The sequence below is a fragment of the Bacteroides sp. CAG:633 genome (genome assembly GCF_000435115.1).
Classification (GTDB): domain Bacteria; phylum Bacteroidota; class Bacteroidia; order Bacteroidales; family Bacteroidaceae; genus Bacteroides; species Bacteroides ndongoniae.
This window is the reverse complement of sequence record NZ_FR883057.1, coordinates 17,022-32,846: the sequence shown is the minus strand read 5'-3', so window position 1 is coordinate 32,846 and position 15,825 is coordinate 17,022. Positions and strand designations below refer to the sequence as shown.

Genomic DNA, 15,825 nt, shown 5'->3' with positions numbered 1-15,825 from the left:
ACCTTATTAAAAAAAAGTGGTGTCACCAGGAATCGAACCGGGGACACAAGGATTTTCAGTCCTTTGCTCTACCAACTGAGCTATGACACCATTGCTTATCTTTCGATTGCGGGTGCAAAGGTAAGTCTTTTTTTTGATACTGCAAATTTTTAGCGGGAAAAAAGTGTAAAAAGATGTTCTTTGGAGAGGATACAGCACTTCTGGAGCAGTTTTATAAAAAAGGGCCGCTCGTGGGCGGCCCTTCTTATGATAGTTTTCATCTGCTTATCAGTCGATGTTCGGGTTGATGCTGTGCCATTGGTCGATAGTAGGCAGAACACCCATTGCGATTACTTCGTCACGCAGAGCGCACAAGTGTTCGTAGCTCTTGTCCAAAGCAGCTTGTTCTTCGGCAGTTCCGCTCAAAGCAGCGCAGTGGCAGCCTTCAGTGTCGATAGAAGTTTCCCAAGCCATCATGATGTGGTCATACTTATCGTTTGATACGTATGTACCTGCAGGCCAACGGAATGCTTTACCACCCATAGCAGCACCGATCATTTCGATAGAAACGTATGCCGGGCTTTGGAATGAAGAACGTCCGCGGAGGTTGATGATGTTGGCACCACCTTTTGTTACCTTCTGCTGGATTTCAGCCCATTGTTCTTTAGTCAGAGCGTCAGTACCGATGATGTCGGTCAAAGCCTTACCGTTTACTTTAGCTGTAGAAGCGAATACGGCCATCTGTTCGCCGTGGCCACCGTATGTACGGCAGTTTTCAACAGCGTCCATAGAGATGCCGAAGTGTTTAGCCAATTCGCTGCGCAGACGAGTAGAGTCGAGAGCGGCAAGTGTAGTTACCTGACCCGGTTTCAAACCAGAGTACAACAGAGTGATCAGACCGGTGATGTCGGCCGGGTTGAAGATAACAACGATATGTTTTACGTCGGGGCAGTATGTCTTAACATTCTTACCGAATTCTTCAGCGATAGCAGCATTGCCTTTCAGCAGGTCTTCACGAGTCATACCAGCCTTACGGGCAGCACCACCAGAGTTTACGATATATTTAGCACCAGTCAAAGCTTCCTTGATATCGGAAGTGAAAGTGATGTTTACACCTTCGAAACCGCAGTGGAACAGTTCCTCAGCAACACCTTCCAGACCAGGAGCGTACGGGTCGTACAAGCAGATGTTGTTAGTCAAGCCCATCATGATGGCAGTTTGAGCCATGTTCGAACCAATCATACCGGCTGCGCCGACGATGGTCAGTTTCTCGTTAGTTAGAAATTCCATAATCTTTATTATTTAAAAGTGAATATAAAGGTCTCTTTTTATATTTCTCGCCACAAAGATAATAAAATTAGCATAGACTTGTTCATAGAAGAAAGTTATCTTTTAGATTGAAAAGTTATAATTATATTCAGTTTACATTCGCCGGCAGGTTTTAGGTGGGGAGTATGGGGTGTTATTTTGTCTGTTCGGCCTAAAAATGAGCTTCCCGATTTTGTTCTGCCTGCTGTTTCCATTATCTTTGCCCGAAAAGTAGAAGATTATGAGCATCGAATTAGGAAAATTCAACAGACTGAAGGTCGTGAAGCAGGTGGATTTCGGTATGTATCTCGACGATGATATAGAGGGTGAGATTCTTCTGCCCAAACGCTACGTGCCGCAAGATTGCAAGGTAGGCGACGAACTGGATGTCTTTATCTATCTGGACAACGAAGAACGTCTGGTGGCCACTACGCAGCAACCGCTGGTGCAGGTAGGTCAGTTTGCTTGTCTGGAGGTAGCCTGGGTCAACCAGTATGGAGCTTTTCTGAACTGGGGCTTGATGAAGGACCTGTTTGTGCCTTTCAGCGAGCAGAAGATGAAAATGCAGGTGGGCAAGCGTTATGTCGTTCACGTTCATCTGGACGAAGAAAGTTTCCGGATTGTGGCTTCGGCTAAGGTAGACCGTTATTTGTCGAAGGAAAAAGCCGACTATGTGCCGGGACAGGAAGTGGAAGTGTTGATCTGGCAGAAGACCGACCTGGGTTTCAAGGCCATTATCGAGAACCGTTTCGGAGGATTGCTCTACGACAGCGAGATATTTCAGCCGCTGCATACCGGTATGCGCCTGAAGGCATACGTGAAGCAGGTGCGCGACGACGGCAAGATAGACCTGATGCTTCAGAAGCCCGGCGCAGGCAAGGTGGACGACTTTGCAAAGACGTTGCTCGAACATATCCGCAGCAACGGCGGACGCACGCCGCTGAACGACAAGACGCCGGCCGAAGAGATATATGCGATGTTCGGCGTCAGCAAGAAAACGTTCAAGAAAGCAGTGGGCGACTTGTACAAGAAACGCCTGGTGGTGCTGCAGGACGACGGCATTGTGCTGGCAAAAGAATAGGGATTTCCCTACCAGGGAATAGAGTATGTGACGAGGGAGGGGAATTTTCTCTCCCTATTTTTGTGCCATGAGCAAGGCACCGGAGCGGAAATGACCGGCGTTTGACAGGCTTCGCACCAGAGAGTAGAGAGAACGGAGCCGGAATCCTTGCCGATAGTAACATGAAGAAATCAATACTTTAAAAAAGGAGGGAACCATGAAACGATTTATCATCCTGTTTTGTACCGTTCTGGCAAGTACTGTTTTGTGTAGTGCTGCGATGAGCAGCAGCCGTGTGCGTCTTGAAGCCCGTTTCCTGACGGACAAAATGGCTTACGAACTGAAGCTGAGCAAAGCGCAGTATAACGATGTGTACGAAATCAACTACGACTTTATCGCGAACATCGGTTCGTTGATGGACAATGTGCTTCGTGGCGAAGAGTGGGCATTGAACCGCTATTACGATTGTCTGGACATCCGCAACGACGACTTGCACTGGGTGCTCAACCGTAGCCAGTACGGCCACTTCATTCAGGCAGCCCATTTCTTCCGTCCTGTTTATGTATCGGGCGGACGTTGGAATTTCCGCATTTATCTGACTTACACCAACCATAAGCATTTCTATTATCCGTGTCCTCCACACTATAAGACGTATTGCGGTGCACATGCTCGCCCTCGTCACAACCATGTGAGTTATTATAAAGGACGTTACCATCATGCGTTTTACGCGGGCAATTTTCGCATCCGCGATGGTAAGCACTATCATTCCAGCCGCCGTTCGGACTTTGGAAGCATCCGCTTGCGTCCCGGTTCGTCAAAAGCTCCCGACTGGAAAGCACCGAGTCGTCCGAAACCCAAACCCGAAAAGGCTCCGGTGAAAGTCATTCGCCCTAAAAAAGACAAGGATAAGGCCCCGGCTCACCGCCCTTCAAGAGAGCCTTCGAGAAAGGAACAGAACGACCGTGCTTCGTCCAACTCCATACGAAAAAGGGCGTGAAATGTACGATTTTTGCCGGCGATGTTACGTAGAGTGAAGTTTTTGTTACCAGAATGCAAGTGATGAAGAATGCTTTCAGAAAATGTATGAAGCGTTACAAAAACGTGACAATGACTCTGTAACTTGCTGATTATGACGATTGTCAGTTTTTGTCAGTTACTTTTTCTTGTGTGTAATTCCCATTTTATTTAATTTTAGACACTGATACAGAGGGGCTTCGAGCAACGCTTGTGTTGCTCGTGAGCCACACTTGTGTCGCTCGTGAGCCGTGCAAGTGTTTCTCGCGAGCCGTGCAAGTGTGGCTCACAACGGCTACAGGTAGTTCTTGGTGCTGAAGTAGATGTTTGTGTTCGCCATGTGCCACTTGGTGGTTGTAAAGTCCTTCTTTGTATCAGCTGTTAGGGGAAAAGAAAGGTGAAAGGGTGAAGGCTGTAGCCGGAAACAACACTGTCTGAAGACAGATGTTTTTCTCTCCTTTCACGCTTTCACCGGCTTCTAACTGTTGATTATCAGTGGAATGTGGTGAAAGGTGAAGTCTCACACTGGCTTCACAATTCTTTTGATTCACTTTCCATTTCTTCTTCCCCTTCCTCAGCCTGTGTATGGAAACTTGCAAGAGCTGCACCGCGCAGTGTGACATTGGCTATGTCCACTTTTGCGGCCTGTTCCTCGCTGATAAGCCCTTTCTTGGCCAGTCGTTCGGCGATGAGGCGGAAGTAGCCTTCCTGGCTGTCGCGCAGACGCCCGTCGGGAGTGAAAGAACTCTTGTAGTGTTTGGGCTTGGGGATGATGGATGCCAGGAAGATACACTCTTCCAGCGAGAGCTGTGAAGGCCGTTTGTCGAAGTAGAAGTCGGCTGCTTCGTGAATACCATAAATCAGAGGACCCCATTCGGCAATGTTCAGATAGACTTCGTACATGCGTTCTTTGGACGTGAGGTGTTGCCCTTCGATCAGCCAGACTATGAGCGCTTCTTCCAGCTTGCGGGCTATGTTCTTGTTGCGGGTCAGGAAGACGTTCTTGACCAGTTGCATCGAGATGGTGCTGCCTCCCCGTGCAAACTTGCGTACCTTGAGGTCGTGTATAAGGGCTTCGCGTAGTGCGTCGGGCAGGAATCCGTGATGATAGAAGAAGGCACCGTCTTCGCTTTGCATGACGGACATCTGCAACAGGTCCGGTACTTCGGCCAGGGGAGTGAAGTGCTCCCACGAAGGTCCTACAGGGAAAGTGCGGACAGGACGGCCGTCTTCGTAGGCCGTGTATTCAAATTCGTCGCTCATCTTGTTCAGCGGAGTGTGGCCGAATTGGCGGATGCGGAAGTTTCTGCTCTTCAGATCCGATTCAAGGCGGAGGCTGTCCAGTTGGGCAAAGTCTACATCGAGCAGAAAATGATAAGCCAGTTCGCCTTCGGTGCGGATGCCTTCCAGGTTCTCGAACAATCCCTTGGGAAGCGAGCTGAACAGTTCTTCGGCCGGAAACCAGGGCTTGTCGACGGATGCAGTGAAGTGCCACGTTGGCTCCGCTCCCGATTGTTGCGGGTGTTCTATCCGCATGTAGGGGTGAAAGGTGAGTGCATTGAAGCGTACCAGACTGGCACTGTCCAGATCGACGGATTGCGGTGCCACATCGACGTGGAAGCGAAGTTGGCCGTGGTCAAGGTTGATCTTATCGGTGGACAGACGCTTGTGATAGACGTGCAGGCCGCGCACTTCGGCTTCTCCTACAAGGCAAGCAAGGCTGTTGTCGCTTTTCTCTTGTGACAGACGGCACGTGAGGCTGTCAAACTGTACCTCGGCTCCAAAACGTCGGCGGATGTAGGGGACGGTGAGCTGGGGAGCAGTGAGCGTGGCATGCAGGCGGCGGTCCGACGGATTCAGTTCGCCACTGATGTTCCACTGTTGCCTTAGACTGTCTTCCTGAATGAGCATTTGAGACTGGAAGCGTCGGTCGGAAATGTGCAGTCGGGGGATGTGGAAAGCAACAAAGTTGCTGTCGTTTCGTTCGTAGATATGAAGGTTGTTCAGTTCGCCGTTGCCCGGAAGCAGACCGAAAAGGAGGTCGAGCAAAGTGTTGACGCGGCGGGCGTAGTTTCTCTTTGCTTTAGGTACTTCGGGTTGGGAGTCTTTCGAGGAGGGAAGGAACAGAAAATCGTAGTTGGCTTTGCCATCCTGCTTGATGAACCGGAGCGAGAGTCCGTCCATACCGACGTGACGGACATTGATATTGCCTCCAAGCAGTGCCCACAGTCCGATGCGTACGTCGAGTGACTGCAGGGACAACAGTGTATCGCGTCCTGCGGGAACAACGGTCAGTCCTTCGACAGCGATGGTCCGGAGCCCTTTCATGTGCAGCTTTTCATAGCCGATGTCGAGTCCGTAGCGTTGCTCTAAACGGGCCATGTGTTTGCCGGCTACGTGTCGTAACAAGTTTCCGCGGCTCAGGAAGGCCACTGCGGCAACCAACAGAAATAGCAGCAGTATGGAGGCTGCTGCTACTTTTACATGTTTTTTGTTCATATCTTTATGCTTATAGTCTCGTCTAAATCCTTTTCGGGCACAAAGATACGACTATTTTACGTCATTCTATCGGTATGCCTTGATAGAAGTCCAGAATCTTGGTGCGGAACAGATAGTCGTACTTGGCTTGCAGTTCGTCGCTTTGGGCTTTCATCAGGTTTTGTTTGGCTTCGTTATACTCGACGGCTGTTGCCTTACCGTTGATGTACTTCTCGTTCATCAGCTGGAAGGAAGCCTGGCTGGCTTCGGTGGCGGCACAACTGCTGGTGTATTTGCTTTCGGAAGCGGTAGCGTTGTACCAGGCCTGTTGAATCTCCTTGTAGAGGGTCTTCTTGGCATTGTCCAGTTGCAGGGCATAACTCTCGCGTTGCAGGCGGGCTGTGCGTACCCGGTTGCGGGTGCTCAGCCGGTTGAATATGGGTACGCTCAGGCTGAGGCCGATGTACTTGCTGAAGTTGTCACCCATCTGCTGGTTAAACGTACGGTTGATGGTCGAGTAGTAACTGGTGCCCAGGCTTCCGTTCAGGTTGATTTGCGGATAGAAACCGCTCTGTGCGATGCGGATGCTGTGACGGCTGCCTTCCAGACGATACTGGGCTGCCTGTATGGCGGGCTTGTTGACTACGGCATTCTGGTAGATTTCGTCAGGAGGCGTCAGCGGAGTTATTTCCAGCTGGACGGAAGGTTCTTCCAGTGCGAAGCCTTCGGGCGTTTCCAGTTCGATGAGCTGGCTGAGGTCGAGCAGGGCCAGCTGATAGTCGTTGTTGGTCTGCACGGCAGTCATTTCGTCTTGTGCCACACGTGCTTTAGCTTCGGCCACTTCGGCCGGTGAGGCTTTTCCCACTTCGGCCAGGCGGCTGATGCGTTGCAGCTGTTCTTTGCTCAGGGCTACCTGTCCTAAGGCTACCTGATGCAGTTCTTTGTTGAACAATACTTGCAGATAGTACGATGCCACGTTGATGGAGATGTCTTCTTTGGCTTTCTCCAGGTCGGCAGTGGCGGCTTTCAGATTCAGTTTGGCCAGTGCGTACTGGTGCGGAATCTGCAGTCCGGTGAACAGGGGAACGCTGGCACTGAGTGACATGTTGGTACCGTTGCTGCTGGTGTTGACGTATACGGTGGAGTAGTCGCCGGTGCTTTCGTCGGGCACGGCGGTTTGCGTACGTCCCCAGTTCCAGCTTTGGTTGGCGCTACCGTTCACGCTGGGCAGTCGTGCCCATTTGGCTGTATTTACTTCTACTTCGCTTTGGCGGGCGGCGTTTTCGCTTTGCCTGATGTTGATGTTGTGCTCGATGGCGTATTCGATGCAGCGGCGCAACGACCAGGTGTCTTGTGCCTGCAAGCCGGTGGCAGCACAGGCTATGCAGGCTATGATGAGTAATCGTTTCATAAGAATTGTCTCGGATGGTTAGGTTAGTGGTTAATTTTCTTCTTCATCGTTCTTGTTGGCATTGCGTATCAGGTCGTTGGTAGTGATGCCTTTCTTGACGGCTATCTTTATGCCGTCGCTCATACCTACTTCGATGGGCTGACGACGGAACTGCTGCTGTGGTACGCTGTCGGTCAGTACATAGACAAAGGTACTGTCGTCCTTGAATTCGACGCAGCCTTCGGGAATGGCGAGTACCTGGCTGGCACGTTCGAGTACGATTTCACCGTTGGCCGAATAGCCTGAGCGGATAACCACTGTGTCGGGCACAGTAACGGCTGCCTTGATTTCGAACTGATTGGCACCATTGGCTTCGGTCGACTTGGGGGCGATGTACTCCAGTTTGGCTTGGAAGGTGAGGTCCTGCAAGGCACCGATAGTGATTTTCACCGGCATGCCTTCGCTGACACGGCCCACTTCGGTTTCGTCGATATTGCCACGGAAGATGAGGTCGTTCATGTCGGCCACGGTAGCGATGGTGGTTCCGTCATTGAAGGTATTACTCATGATGACGGAGTTACCTACCTTGACGGGTACGTCCAGGATAAGTCCTTCGATAGTAGAGCGTATCAGGGTGCTGGAGAAGGAGGCACTGTTTTGGGTGATTCCCTCTTTTACAATCTGCAGGTTGTCCTTGGCGGCCTGCAGTTCTTCGCGTGCCTGGCGGACGGTGACTTCGCCTTTCTCATATTCTTCGGCACTGATCAGTTTGTCCTTGTAAAGTTTCTCTAAGCGGGCAAAGTCGGTTTCGGCCTGTCGTCCGTTGATTTCGGCCAGGCGGACACGGCTTTCGGCAGCATTCAGTGTGCCCAGTTCGGGGATGACTTTTACCTTGGCTATCACTTCGCCCTTCTTTATCTTCTGTCCGGCTTCTTTGTAGACTTCTTCGATGATGCCCGAAATCTGGGGCTTGATGAGGACCTCGTCCCGTGGTTCTATCTTACCGGTGACGACGGTAGTCTTTTCCAGGTCGGCCACAGCGGGACGGACTGTTTCGTATACGGTGACTTCTGGTTTCGACTTCTGGTAAAGGAATACGAAGGTCCAGATGAAGATGCCGGCAACGATAACCAGCAATGCGCTTTTCAGAATCTTTTTTGCTTTCATATTTGATGCTTGTTGTTAGTTTATATTCTTATGTTGGGTGATCGGTTTTCGAGCGATCATTCGAAAGGGTATCGAACGGTCGTTCGAAAGTCGTTGGTATGTTCGTTCGAACGGCTTTGAAATCCGCATTTCAATGCCGTTGGAATTACTATTCGTCGCGTATTGCCTCTATCGGTTTGATGGCCATGGCACGGTAGGCTGGTGCCAGCCCTGCCAGTACGCCAAGAGCGATGAGCAGGATGCAGGTGCCGACGGCCATGCCGAAGCTGACCTGATAGTGCGTTTCGATGACTCCTTGCGGATTGGCGGCTGCCTCAAGAACCTGCAGTACCAGTACGGCCAGCGAGATGCCAGCCATACCCGCTACGGTAGTCAGTACCATGCTTTCGGAGAGAATCTGTTGCAGGATGTCGCGCGGACGGGCACCGATGGCACGGCGGATGCCTATTTCGGTGGTACGTTCGCGTACGGTCACCATCATAATGTTCGACACGCCGATGGCGCCGGCGAAGAGGGTACCCAGACCTACCATCCAGATCAGGATATGCACGCCCGTCATCAGGGCATCCATCATGGAGAACATGGCTTCGACGTTGAGCATCATCACCGCCTGTTTGTCGTCGGGCGAGATGTAGTGAGCCGCTTTGACGGTCTGTTTCACTTGTTCTTCCACATCGGCCACCTTTACACCCGGCTTCATGGTGAAACAAATCAGTTCTACGGTATTGCCCAGGTTGTACATCTTCCGCATCGTAGTGTAAGGCAGGGTGACGGCTTCGGAAGCCTGCCCCTGGATGTTGACATTGCCCTCGGACGAGCACATGCCTATTACCCGATAGTAGATACTGTCTACCTGTATGTATTTTCCGCAGGGGTCACCTCCTTTGGGGAAGAGACTTTCGTAGACACGTTTGCCAATCACACATACTTTGCGCGCTTCACGGATGTCCACGTCGTTGATGAACCGTCCATAAGCAATCTCCTGATGCTCTATCTGTTCGTAGTCCGGATAGAGACCTTTGACGCTGCAATCGTATTTGTTGCCTTCGTAGATGGCAGTCTTGCCCCATTGGGCCACCGAAGGAGTAGCACTCTCTATCTTGCTCAACTTACCAATTCGTTCGACATCGGCCATTTCCAGGTCCCAGCTTCGTCCTTTGCGGAAGCCTTTGTACGCTTCGCCTGTCGGTTGAGCGAAAATAAAGCCTGAATTGGTGGCAAATCCTTCGAACTGTTTTCGCAATTCCTGTTCCATGCCTTGCCCACCTCCTATGAGAGCCACAAGCATGAAGATACCCCAAAATACGCCGAAAGCTGTCAGCAGGCTTCGCGTCTTGTTACGGGTGATGGTGACGAGGATTTCCTCGCAAGTGTCTTTGTCTATTTTCATAATGAATAAGAAGCCTCACCTCCGGCCCCTCTCCCAAGGAGAGGGGAGTAGGAGGTGATACTTTATGATGAATGTATTATACCATATTATATATTAATCTCTATTTTTAAATTCTATGTCTTTTTCTCCCCTCTCCTTGGGAGAGAGGCTGGGGGTGAGGCTTCCCTTTAATCCGCCCTCAACGCCTCAATCGGTTTAATCTTCGTAGCCTTGCGGGCGGGGAAGAATCCGGCCAGCGTACCGGCAATGACCAGCGTCAGTGTGGCTTGTATGGCGATGTGCAGGTCCACCGTAGGGTCGCTGAACATTTTGGCCTGGAACATACTGGCATCCATTGTCTGGTTTCCGAAGGTATTGTCCATCCACTCCGTCACTCCGATTCCTGCCACCATACCGATGTAGCCGAACAAGGTAGTGATGGTAATACTTTCGATGATGATGAGCCACAGGATAGAGGCCGGTTTGGCGCCCAGTGCCTTACGGATGCCAAACTCGTGGGTTCGTTCGCGTACGGTGATGAGCATGATGTTCGACACACCTACAATACCGCTCAACAGAGTGAAGATACCAATCACCCAAATGGCTGTGCGTAGGATGCCCATGGCATTCATGGTACGCAGGTAGTCGGTGAAGCGGTTCCATATCCAGATAGCGCTGGTGTCGTCGGGCGAGAAGCGGTGGTTCGCACCGATTACACGGCGATATTCTTGTTCGAAGGCTTCGTTGCTTTCGATGGAAGTCAGGCCGTTGGTAGTCAGTAAGATGTTGTTCAATTTATTTCCTTTGTTGTAGATGGTTTGTAAGGTGCTGAAGGGGATGTAGGCTTCGCTGGGCTCACTATTGCCCTGATCGTTGTAAAGCCCTACAACCTGATAGACCACACCGCTGGCATTGACAAACTGACCAATAGGATTGGTATGTGTCTTACCAAAAAGAATATCAGCAGATTTCTTATGGAGGACAATGACCTTACGTCGTTCTTTCAAGTCGGTGACGTTGATAAAGCGTCCTTCTGCAGTTTTGATAGCTTCAATTTCGGTGTAGTTGGGGTGTACTCCCAGCAATGATAAATTGACATATTCTTTGCCGAAACTGATGTTGAGGCTGCTCTGGCGTACAGTGGCACCCACGCTGGTCACGTTTTCGGGGAATTGTGTCTCGGTATCTGTCAAGTCTCGGTTGTCTAACTCAATGCGTCGTCCTTCTTTCAGTCCGTCATACGACAGAGTGGTCCAACCAGGAAAGATGCGGATAGAGTTGAGCGCCCGCTCGGACGAATTCTGTTCGAAGGCATGGATGAGGCCGTTGCCTGCTCCCAGGAGGACGATGAGCATAAAGATGCCCCATGCCACGGCGAATCCTGTCAGGAAAGTGCGGAGTTTGTTGCGCTTCAGGGTGCCGTATATTTCTTGCCAAAGGTCAATCATATTTGTCTTTTTTAGAAGATAGAAGATGTCATTTCATAAATCCATTTTTTCCGAACGGAGAAGCATCGTGATTCAAATTCTCTTCGATGGTGCCTATGATGCCGTCCTTAATGTGGATAATCTTGTCTGTCTGGTTGGCAACGCCGCTTTCGTGGGTCACGACAACGATCGTCATGCCTGTCTGATGAAGATCTTTCAGAATCTGCATCACTTCGACTGAGGTTTTACTGTCAAGGGCACCGGTCGGCTCGTCGGCCAGAATGATTTGCGGGCGGGTGATAAGAGCGCGGGCAATGGCTACACGCTGTTTCTGACCACCTGACATTTCGTTGGGCATGTGGTTGGCCCAGTCTTTCAGTCCCAGACGGTCAAGGTATTCCAATGCCAGGGCGTTGCGTTTCTTCCGGCTCACTCCCTGATAGAAGAGGGGAAGGGCTACGTTCTCGACTGCATTCTTGAAAGAAATAAGGTTGAATGACTGGAAAATGAAACCAATCATACGGTTACGATACTCGGCGGCACGCGTCTCACTCAGATTCTTGATAAGGGTACCATTCAGGTAATATTCACCTGTATCGTAGTTGTCCAATATACCTAATATATTAAGTAAGGTGGATTTTCCAGATCCTGAAGCACCCATAATGGATACAAATTCTCCTTTCTCGATGTGCAGGTTTATGCCTTTGAGTACATGCAGTGGCGCGCCATTGTTGTAGGTCTTATTGATGTCTTTTAGTAGTATCACGACTCTCTTGATTTAATGTTTGCTCTTATTAATTTTTACTATTAGACGCACAAGTGTTGCGAAAAGTTGCAAATCGGCTGAATTTTTTTAAAAAAAGATTTTGTAGTGTCGTTTTTCTTTGTGACTTTTGTAAACATAAACATTTTAACAACTAACCCTTTAAAAACAATTAATATCATGAATTCAACCATGGAGAAGCCCTACGTAGTAGGTATTGATATAGGCGGAACAAATACAGTTTTCGGTATTGTTGACGCGCGTGGAACGATTGTGGCTACAAGTTCTATTAAAACAGGAGCATATGCCGATGTCAACGATTATGTGGACGAAGTATGCAAACACCTGTTGCCGTTGATTATAGCCAACGGTGGTGTAGAAAGAATAAAGGGTATCGGTATTGGTGCTCCTAACGGCAATTATTATAGCGGTACAATTGAATTTGCTCCAAATTTGCCTTGGAAAGGTGTAATTCCATTGGCTAATATGTTCGAAGAACGTTTGGGAATTCCTACGGCACTGACCAATGATGCCAATGCTGCTGCTATCGGTGAAATGACATATGGCGCTGCGCGCGGAATGAAAGATTTCATTATGATAACATTGGGCACAGGCGTTGGTAGTGGAATTGTGGTCAATGGTCAGATGGTATATGGCCACGATGGTTTTGCCGGTGAGTTGGGACATACCATTATTCGCCGTGAGAATGGCCGTGTTTGTGGATGCGGACGTCGTGGCTGTCTGGAAACATACTGTTCGGCTACGGGTGTGGCACGTACGGCACGCGAGTTCCTTACTGCACGTACCGAACCTAGTTTGCTTCGTTCTATCCCAGCTGAGAATATCACTTCGAAGGACGTGTACGATGCAGCAGTAAAGGGTGATAAACTGGCTCAGGATATTTTCGAGTTTACAGGAACACTCTTAGGCGAGGCATTGGCCGACTTTATTGCTTTCTCCAGTCCGGAAGCGATTGTACTGTTTGGCGGATTGGCTAAATCTGGTGACTATATCATTAAGCCTGTTCAGAAAGCTATTGATGAAAATGTACTTAATATCTATAAAGGAAAAACGAAATTGCTTATTTCGGAACTCAAAGATGCAGATGCAGCTGTGCTGGGTGCCAGTGCATTGGGCTGGGAACTGAAAGAGGTAAAATAAGCAGATTCGATTTATAAGAAACTATTAGAACGAAGAGAAGGGTGTGTTTATTGGAAAATAACATGCTCTTTTCTTTTTTTATTGAATTGCGCTGATTTTTGTGGACGATCAGGCTTAAAGCGTCTAGGTTTTACTTGTGTAGCTTAAGTTATGATATGTGGCTGATAAGTGTGGAAACAAAAAAGAGTGTATCGTTGCGGATACACTCTTGTTCGATAGCGGTTCAAAATGATTAGCCGTTAGCTCTTTTTTCTTTGATTCTTGCTTTCTTACCAGTGAGGGCACGCAAGTAATACAATTTGGCACGACGTACTTTACCCACTTTGTTCACTTCGATGCTGTCGATAGCCGGTGATTCAATCGGGAAGATACGCTCTACACCTACGGTACCTGACATTTTGCGTACAGTGAAACGCTTCTTTTCGCCATGACCGGAAATCTTGATAACAACACCACGGTACAGCTGTACACGTTCCTTGTTACCTTCGATGATACGATATGCTACTGTTACTGTGTCACCTGCCTTGAAGCTCGGGTGTTGCTTGCCGGTAGCAAATGCTTCTTCTGCAATTTTAATTAAATCCATTGTTTTTATTATTAAATTGTTTGATCGTTACAACGCAACATACCAGGCTTCTCTCGGTGTGTCCTGACAGCGATTGCGCGAAAGCGGTGCAAAGGAACGAATTATTTGTCAGATACACAAATGTTTTCGGCTTATTTTTGTTTGAAGCGTCTTTTCTCTAAGTTTGGAGAGGACGGTATTCTTTTCCTGCAGTTTTTCCGGTGGCGTGTCCCGGTTTTTTTAAATAAGTTTTTGCCTTGTTTATTTTTCCTTTTGCAATACTTGTTGTTCGTCAAGAAAAAGTATCTTTGTGGCAATAAAGAAAAAAAATAAGTATGTGTCCGTTTAGCGGATTTTCAGTAAAACAAATGCAGATGAAAAAGAATTATTTGAATCTTCTTTCAGGGACGGTGCTGGGTACTGTCTTCTTTTTAATGTCGTGTCACTCTGCTTACGAGGTAATAAAGGTTGAGGGGGAAAGGGTGGCAATTGATTCTTCGTGGGATGCTCGTTCCGATGCGGATGCGCAGGCGTTGCTTGCTCCTTATAAGGCTACGGTGGATAGTATTATGTATCGGGTCGTAGGTACGGCAGATGTGTCGATGGACCGTAAACGTCCGGAAGATCTTTTGTCGAATCTAGTAGCCGATGTGTTACGCGAATCGGCGGTACCGGTTTTGGGTAAACCGGCAGATATGGGTCTTGTCAATATAGGTGGTTTACGCAGTGTGCTGACAGAAGGACCTATTAGTTGTGCTGAGATTTATGAGATACTGCCTTTCGAAAACGCGCTTTGTGTACTTACGATAAAGGGGACCTATTTAAAGCAACTGTTTGAAAATATTGCAGCCCGTGGTGGAGAAGGTGTTAGTGGTATAAATCTGGAAATCACGTCTGATGGAAAGTTGTTGAAGGGCACGATAAGTGGCTGTTCAGTAGAGGATGAGAAACTGTATACGATCGCAACAATTGATTATCTGGCAGAGGGAAATGATGGTATGACAGCATTGATACAGGCTGAAAAACGGGAATGTCCCGATGGGGCACGTTTGCGTGACCTTTTTATGCAGTATGTAGAGAAACAGACGGCTGCCGGGAAAGTGATTACATCACGTATGGAAGGTCGGATTGTCGTAAAATGATGTCTGAGTATGATTTTTCAGTTGTTCAATCTTTAAAGTTTTGATGAGTCGTATGAAACGTTTTTATATTGTCGGCCTGCTGTTGGTTTGTATGGCCGTTGTTGTCTCGGCACAACAGAAAGAGTTGTTTATTCTTCAGACTAGCGATACGCATAGTCGTATTGAACCTATTCCCCCGCATACAGCCGATCCGGCTGCCGGTATGGGTGGAGTAGTGCGTCGGGCTACATTTGTGAAAGAATTCCGTAATGAGCATCCTGATGTATTGCTTTTCGATTGCGGTGATATCTCGCAAGGTACACCTTATTATAATTTGTTTAAAGGGGAAGTTGAGATAAAGTCTATGAATCTGATGAAGTATGACGCTATGACCATCGGTAATCATGAGTTTGATTTTGGCATGGATAATATGGCGCGCTTGTTTCGTATGGCCAATTTCCCGGTTGTTTGTGCTAATTATGACATGACAGGTACTGTTCTTGAAGGTATTGTGAAACCTTACGTTGTTCTCGAACGTAGTGGATTGAAAATAGGAGTATTCGGCATCAGTCCGAAACTGGAAGGCTTGGTTCAGGCTGACAAGTGCGAAGGTGTGGTCTATAAAGATCCTGTGGCTACAGCTCAGGAGATGGCTGATCTGTTGAAGAACAAAGAGCATTGCGACGTGGTTATCTGTCTTTCGCATTTGGGTATTCAGCCAGGAGCTGCTGACTTGGAAGAATATGACAACAACCTTGTAGCCAAGACACGTAATATTGATGTGATTTTGGGTGGCCATACCCATACCAATATGGAACATCCTGCGATCTATCAGAATGCTGATGGAAAAGATGTTCCTATTATGCATGTTGGCAAGAGCGGTGTTTATGTTGGTAAGATGAAGTTGACACTACAAGCGGAATAATCTTTTTCCTTAAAGAGTGAGGATGTGTAGATGATGAAAAAGAAGATTCAGATATATTTGTTAGAGGCTGTTCTATTGTTATCGGAAATTTTTGTACT

General features: G+C 48.5%; 13 protein-coding genes and 1 tRNA gene. 5 read left to right on the top strand and 9 right to left on the bottom strand.

The window, feature by feature from the left end; translation table 11 throughout:
• Positions 1–17 precede the first annotated feature (17 nt).
• Positions 18–90 (bottom strand) — tRNA-Phe (locus tag QVP67_RS07030).
• A 177-nt stretch (positions 91–267) separates the two neighbouring features.
• A complete protein-coding gene (locus QVP67_RS07025; RefSeq protein WP_022162861.1) occupies positions 268–1,269 on the bottom strand; it encodes a malate dehydrogenase in 1,002 nt (333 codons plus the stop codon).
• 259 nt (positions 1,270–1,528) lie between these two features.
• Here QVP67_RS07025 and QVP67_RS07020 point away from each other — a divergent pair, with 259 nt between their 5' ends.
• A complete protein-coding gene (locus QVP67_RS07020) occupies positions 1,529–2,368 on the top strand; it encodes a CvfB family protein (RefSeq protein ID WP_022162860.1) in 840 nt (279 codons plus the stop codon).
• A 196-nt stretch (positions 2,369–2,564) separates the two neighbouring features.
• Positions 2,565–3,344: a hypothetical protein gene (locus QVP67_RS07015; protein WP_022162859.1), complete on the top strand. Its 780-nt coding sequence runs from the start codon at positions 2,565–2,567 to the stop codon at positions 3,342–3,344.
• A 548-nt stretch (positions 3,345–3,892) separates the two neighbouring features.
• Here the strand turns inward: QVP67_RS07015 and QVP67_RS07010 are convergent.
• From QVP67_RS07010 to QVP67_RS06985, 6 genes are all read right to left on the bottom strand, one after another.
• Positions 3,893–5,860: a biosynthetic peptidoglycan transglycosylase gene (locus QVP67_RS07010; protein WP_022162858.1), complete on the bottom strand. Its 1,968-nt coding sequence runs from the start codon at positions 5,858–5,860 to the stop codon at positions 3,893–3,895.
• Between the two features lie 61 nt (positions 5,861–5,921).
• A complete protein-coding gene (locus tag QVP67_RS07005) occupies positions 5,922–7,250 on the bottom strand; it encodes a TolC family protein (RefSeq protein ID WP_022162857.1) in 1,329 nt (442 codons plus the stop codon).
• A 30-nt stretch (positions 7,251–7,280) separates the two neighbouring features.
• Positions 7,281–8,396: an efflux RND transporter periplasmic adaptor subunit gene (locus QVP67_RS07000; protein ID WP_022162856.1), complete on the bottom strand. Its 1,116-nt coding sequence runs from the start codon at positions 8,394–8,396 to the stop codon at positions 7,281–7,283.
• 148 nt (positions 8,397–8,544) lie between these two features.
• Positions 8,545–9,786, bottom strand: coding sequence for an ABC transporter permease (locus tag QVP67_RS06995; RefSeq protein WP_022162855.1), 1,242 nt, complete (start codon positions 9,784–9,786; stop codon positions 8,545–8,547).
• A 167-nt stretch (positions 9,787–9,953) separates the two neighbouring features.
• The gene (locus QVP67_RS06990; protein WP_022162854.1) at positions 9,954–11,213 is read right to left on the bottom strand and encodes an ABC transporter permease; all 1,260 of its coding nucleotides are present in this window, start codon (positions 11,211–11,213) and stop codon (positions 9,954–9,956) included.
• Between the two features lie 28 nt (positions 11,214–11,241).
• On the bottom strand, positions 11,242–11,958 hold the full coding sequence (locus QVP67_RS06985) for an ABC transporter ATP-binding protein (protein ID WP_022162853.1): 717 nt from the start codon (positions 11,956–11,958) through the stop codon (positions 11,242–11,244).
• Between the two features lie 177 nt (positions 11,959–12,135).
• Between QVP67_RS06985 and QVP67_RS06980 the strand changes: the two genes are divergently transcribed.
• A complete protein-coding gene (locus QVP67_RS06980; RefSeq protein WP_022162852.1) occupies positions 12,136–13,116 on the top strand; it encodes an ROK family protein in 981 nt (326 codons plus the stop codon).
• A 232-nt stretch (positions 13,117–13,348) separates the two neighbouring features.
• On the opposite strand, the gene rplS is transcribed toward QVP67_RS06980, so the two are convergent.
• Complete coding sequence (gene rplS, locus QVP67_RS06975) at positions 13,349–13,702, bottom strand: 50S ribosomal protein L19 (RefSeq protein ID WP_022162851.1); 354 nt, start codon at positions 13,700–13,702, stop codon at positions 13,349–13,351.
• 353 nt (positions 13,703–14,055) lie between these two features.
• Here rplS and QVP67_RS06970 point away from each other — a divergent pair, with 353 nt between their 5' ends.
• Positions 14,056–14,823: a 5'-nucleotidase C-terminal domain-containing protein gene (locus QVP67_RS06970; RefSeq protein ID WP_071149340.1), complete on the top strand. Its 768-nt coding sequence runs from the start codon at positions 14,056–14,058 to the stop codon at positions 14,821–14,823.
• A gap of 52 nt (positions 14,824–14,875) precedes the next feature.
• Positions 14,876–15,727: a bifunctional metallophosphatase/5'-nucleotidase gene (locus QVP67_RS06965; protein WP_022162849.1), complete on the top strand. Its 852-nt coding sequence runs from the start codon at positions 14,876–14,878 to the stop codon at positions 15,725–15,727.
• Positions 15,728–15,825 lie beyond the last annotated feature (98 nt).

Bases quoted from the DNA above. Each gene is read 5' to 3' on its own strand.
- QVP67_RS07025 (WP_022162861.1), bottom strand. From the start codon at position 1,269: ATGGAATTTCTAACTAACGAGAAACTGACCATCGTCGGCGCAGCCGGT.
- QVP67_RS07020 (WP_022162860.1), top strand. From the start codon at position 1,529: ATGAGCATCGAATTAGGAAAATTCAACAGACTGAAGGTCGTGAAGCAG.
- QVP67_RS07015 (WP_022162859.1), top strand. From the start codon at position 2,565: ATGAAACGATTTATCATCCTGTTTTGTACCGTTCTGGCAAGTACTGTT.
- QVP67_RS07010 (WP_022162858.1), bottom strand. From the start codon at position 5,860: ATGAACAAAAAACATGTAAAAGTAGCAGCAGCCTCCATACTGCTGCTA.
- QVP67_RS07005 (WP_022162857.1), bottom strand. From the start codon at position 7,250: ATGAAACGATTACTCATCATAGCCTGCATAGCCTGTGCTGCCACCGGC.
- QVP67_RS07000 (WP_022162856.1), bottom strand. From the start codon at position 8,396: ATGAAAGCAAAAAAGATTCTGAAAAGCGCATTGCTGGTTATCGTTGCC.
- QVP67_RS06995 (WP_022162855.1), bottom strand. From the start codon at position 9,786: ATGAAAATAGACAAAGACACTTGCGAGGAAATCCTCGTCACCATCACC.
- QVP67_RS06990 (WP_022162854.1), bottom strand. From the start codon at position 11,213: ATGATTGACCTTTGGCAAGAAATATACGGCACCCTGAAGCGCAACAAA.
- QVP67_RS06980 (WP_022162852.1), top strand. From the start codon at position 12,136: ATGAATTCAACCATGGAGAAGCCCTACGTAGTAGGTATTGATATAGGC.
- rplS (WP_022162851.1), bottom strand. From the start codon at position 13,702: ATGGATTTAATTAAAATTGCAGAAGAAGCATTTGCTACCGGCAAGCAA.
- QVP67_RS06970 (WP_071149340.1), top strand. From the start codon at position 14,056: ATGAAAAAGAATTATTTGAATCTTCTTTCAGGGACGGTGCTGGGTACT.
- QVP67_RS06965 (WP_022162849.1), top strand. From the start codon at position 14,876: ATGAAACGTTTTTATATTGTCGGCCTGCTGTTGGTTTGTATGGCCGTT.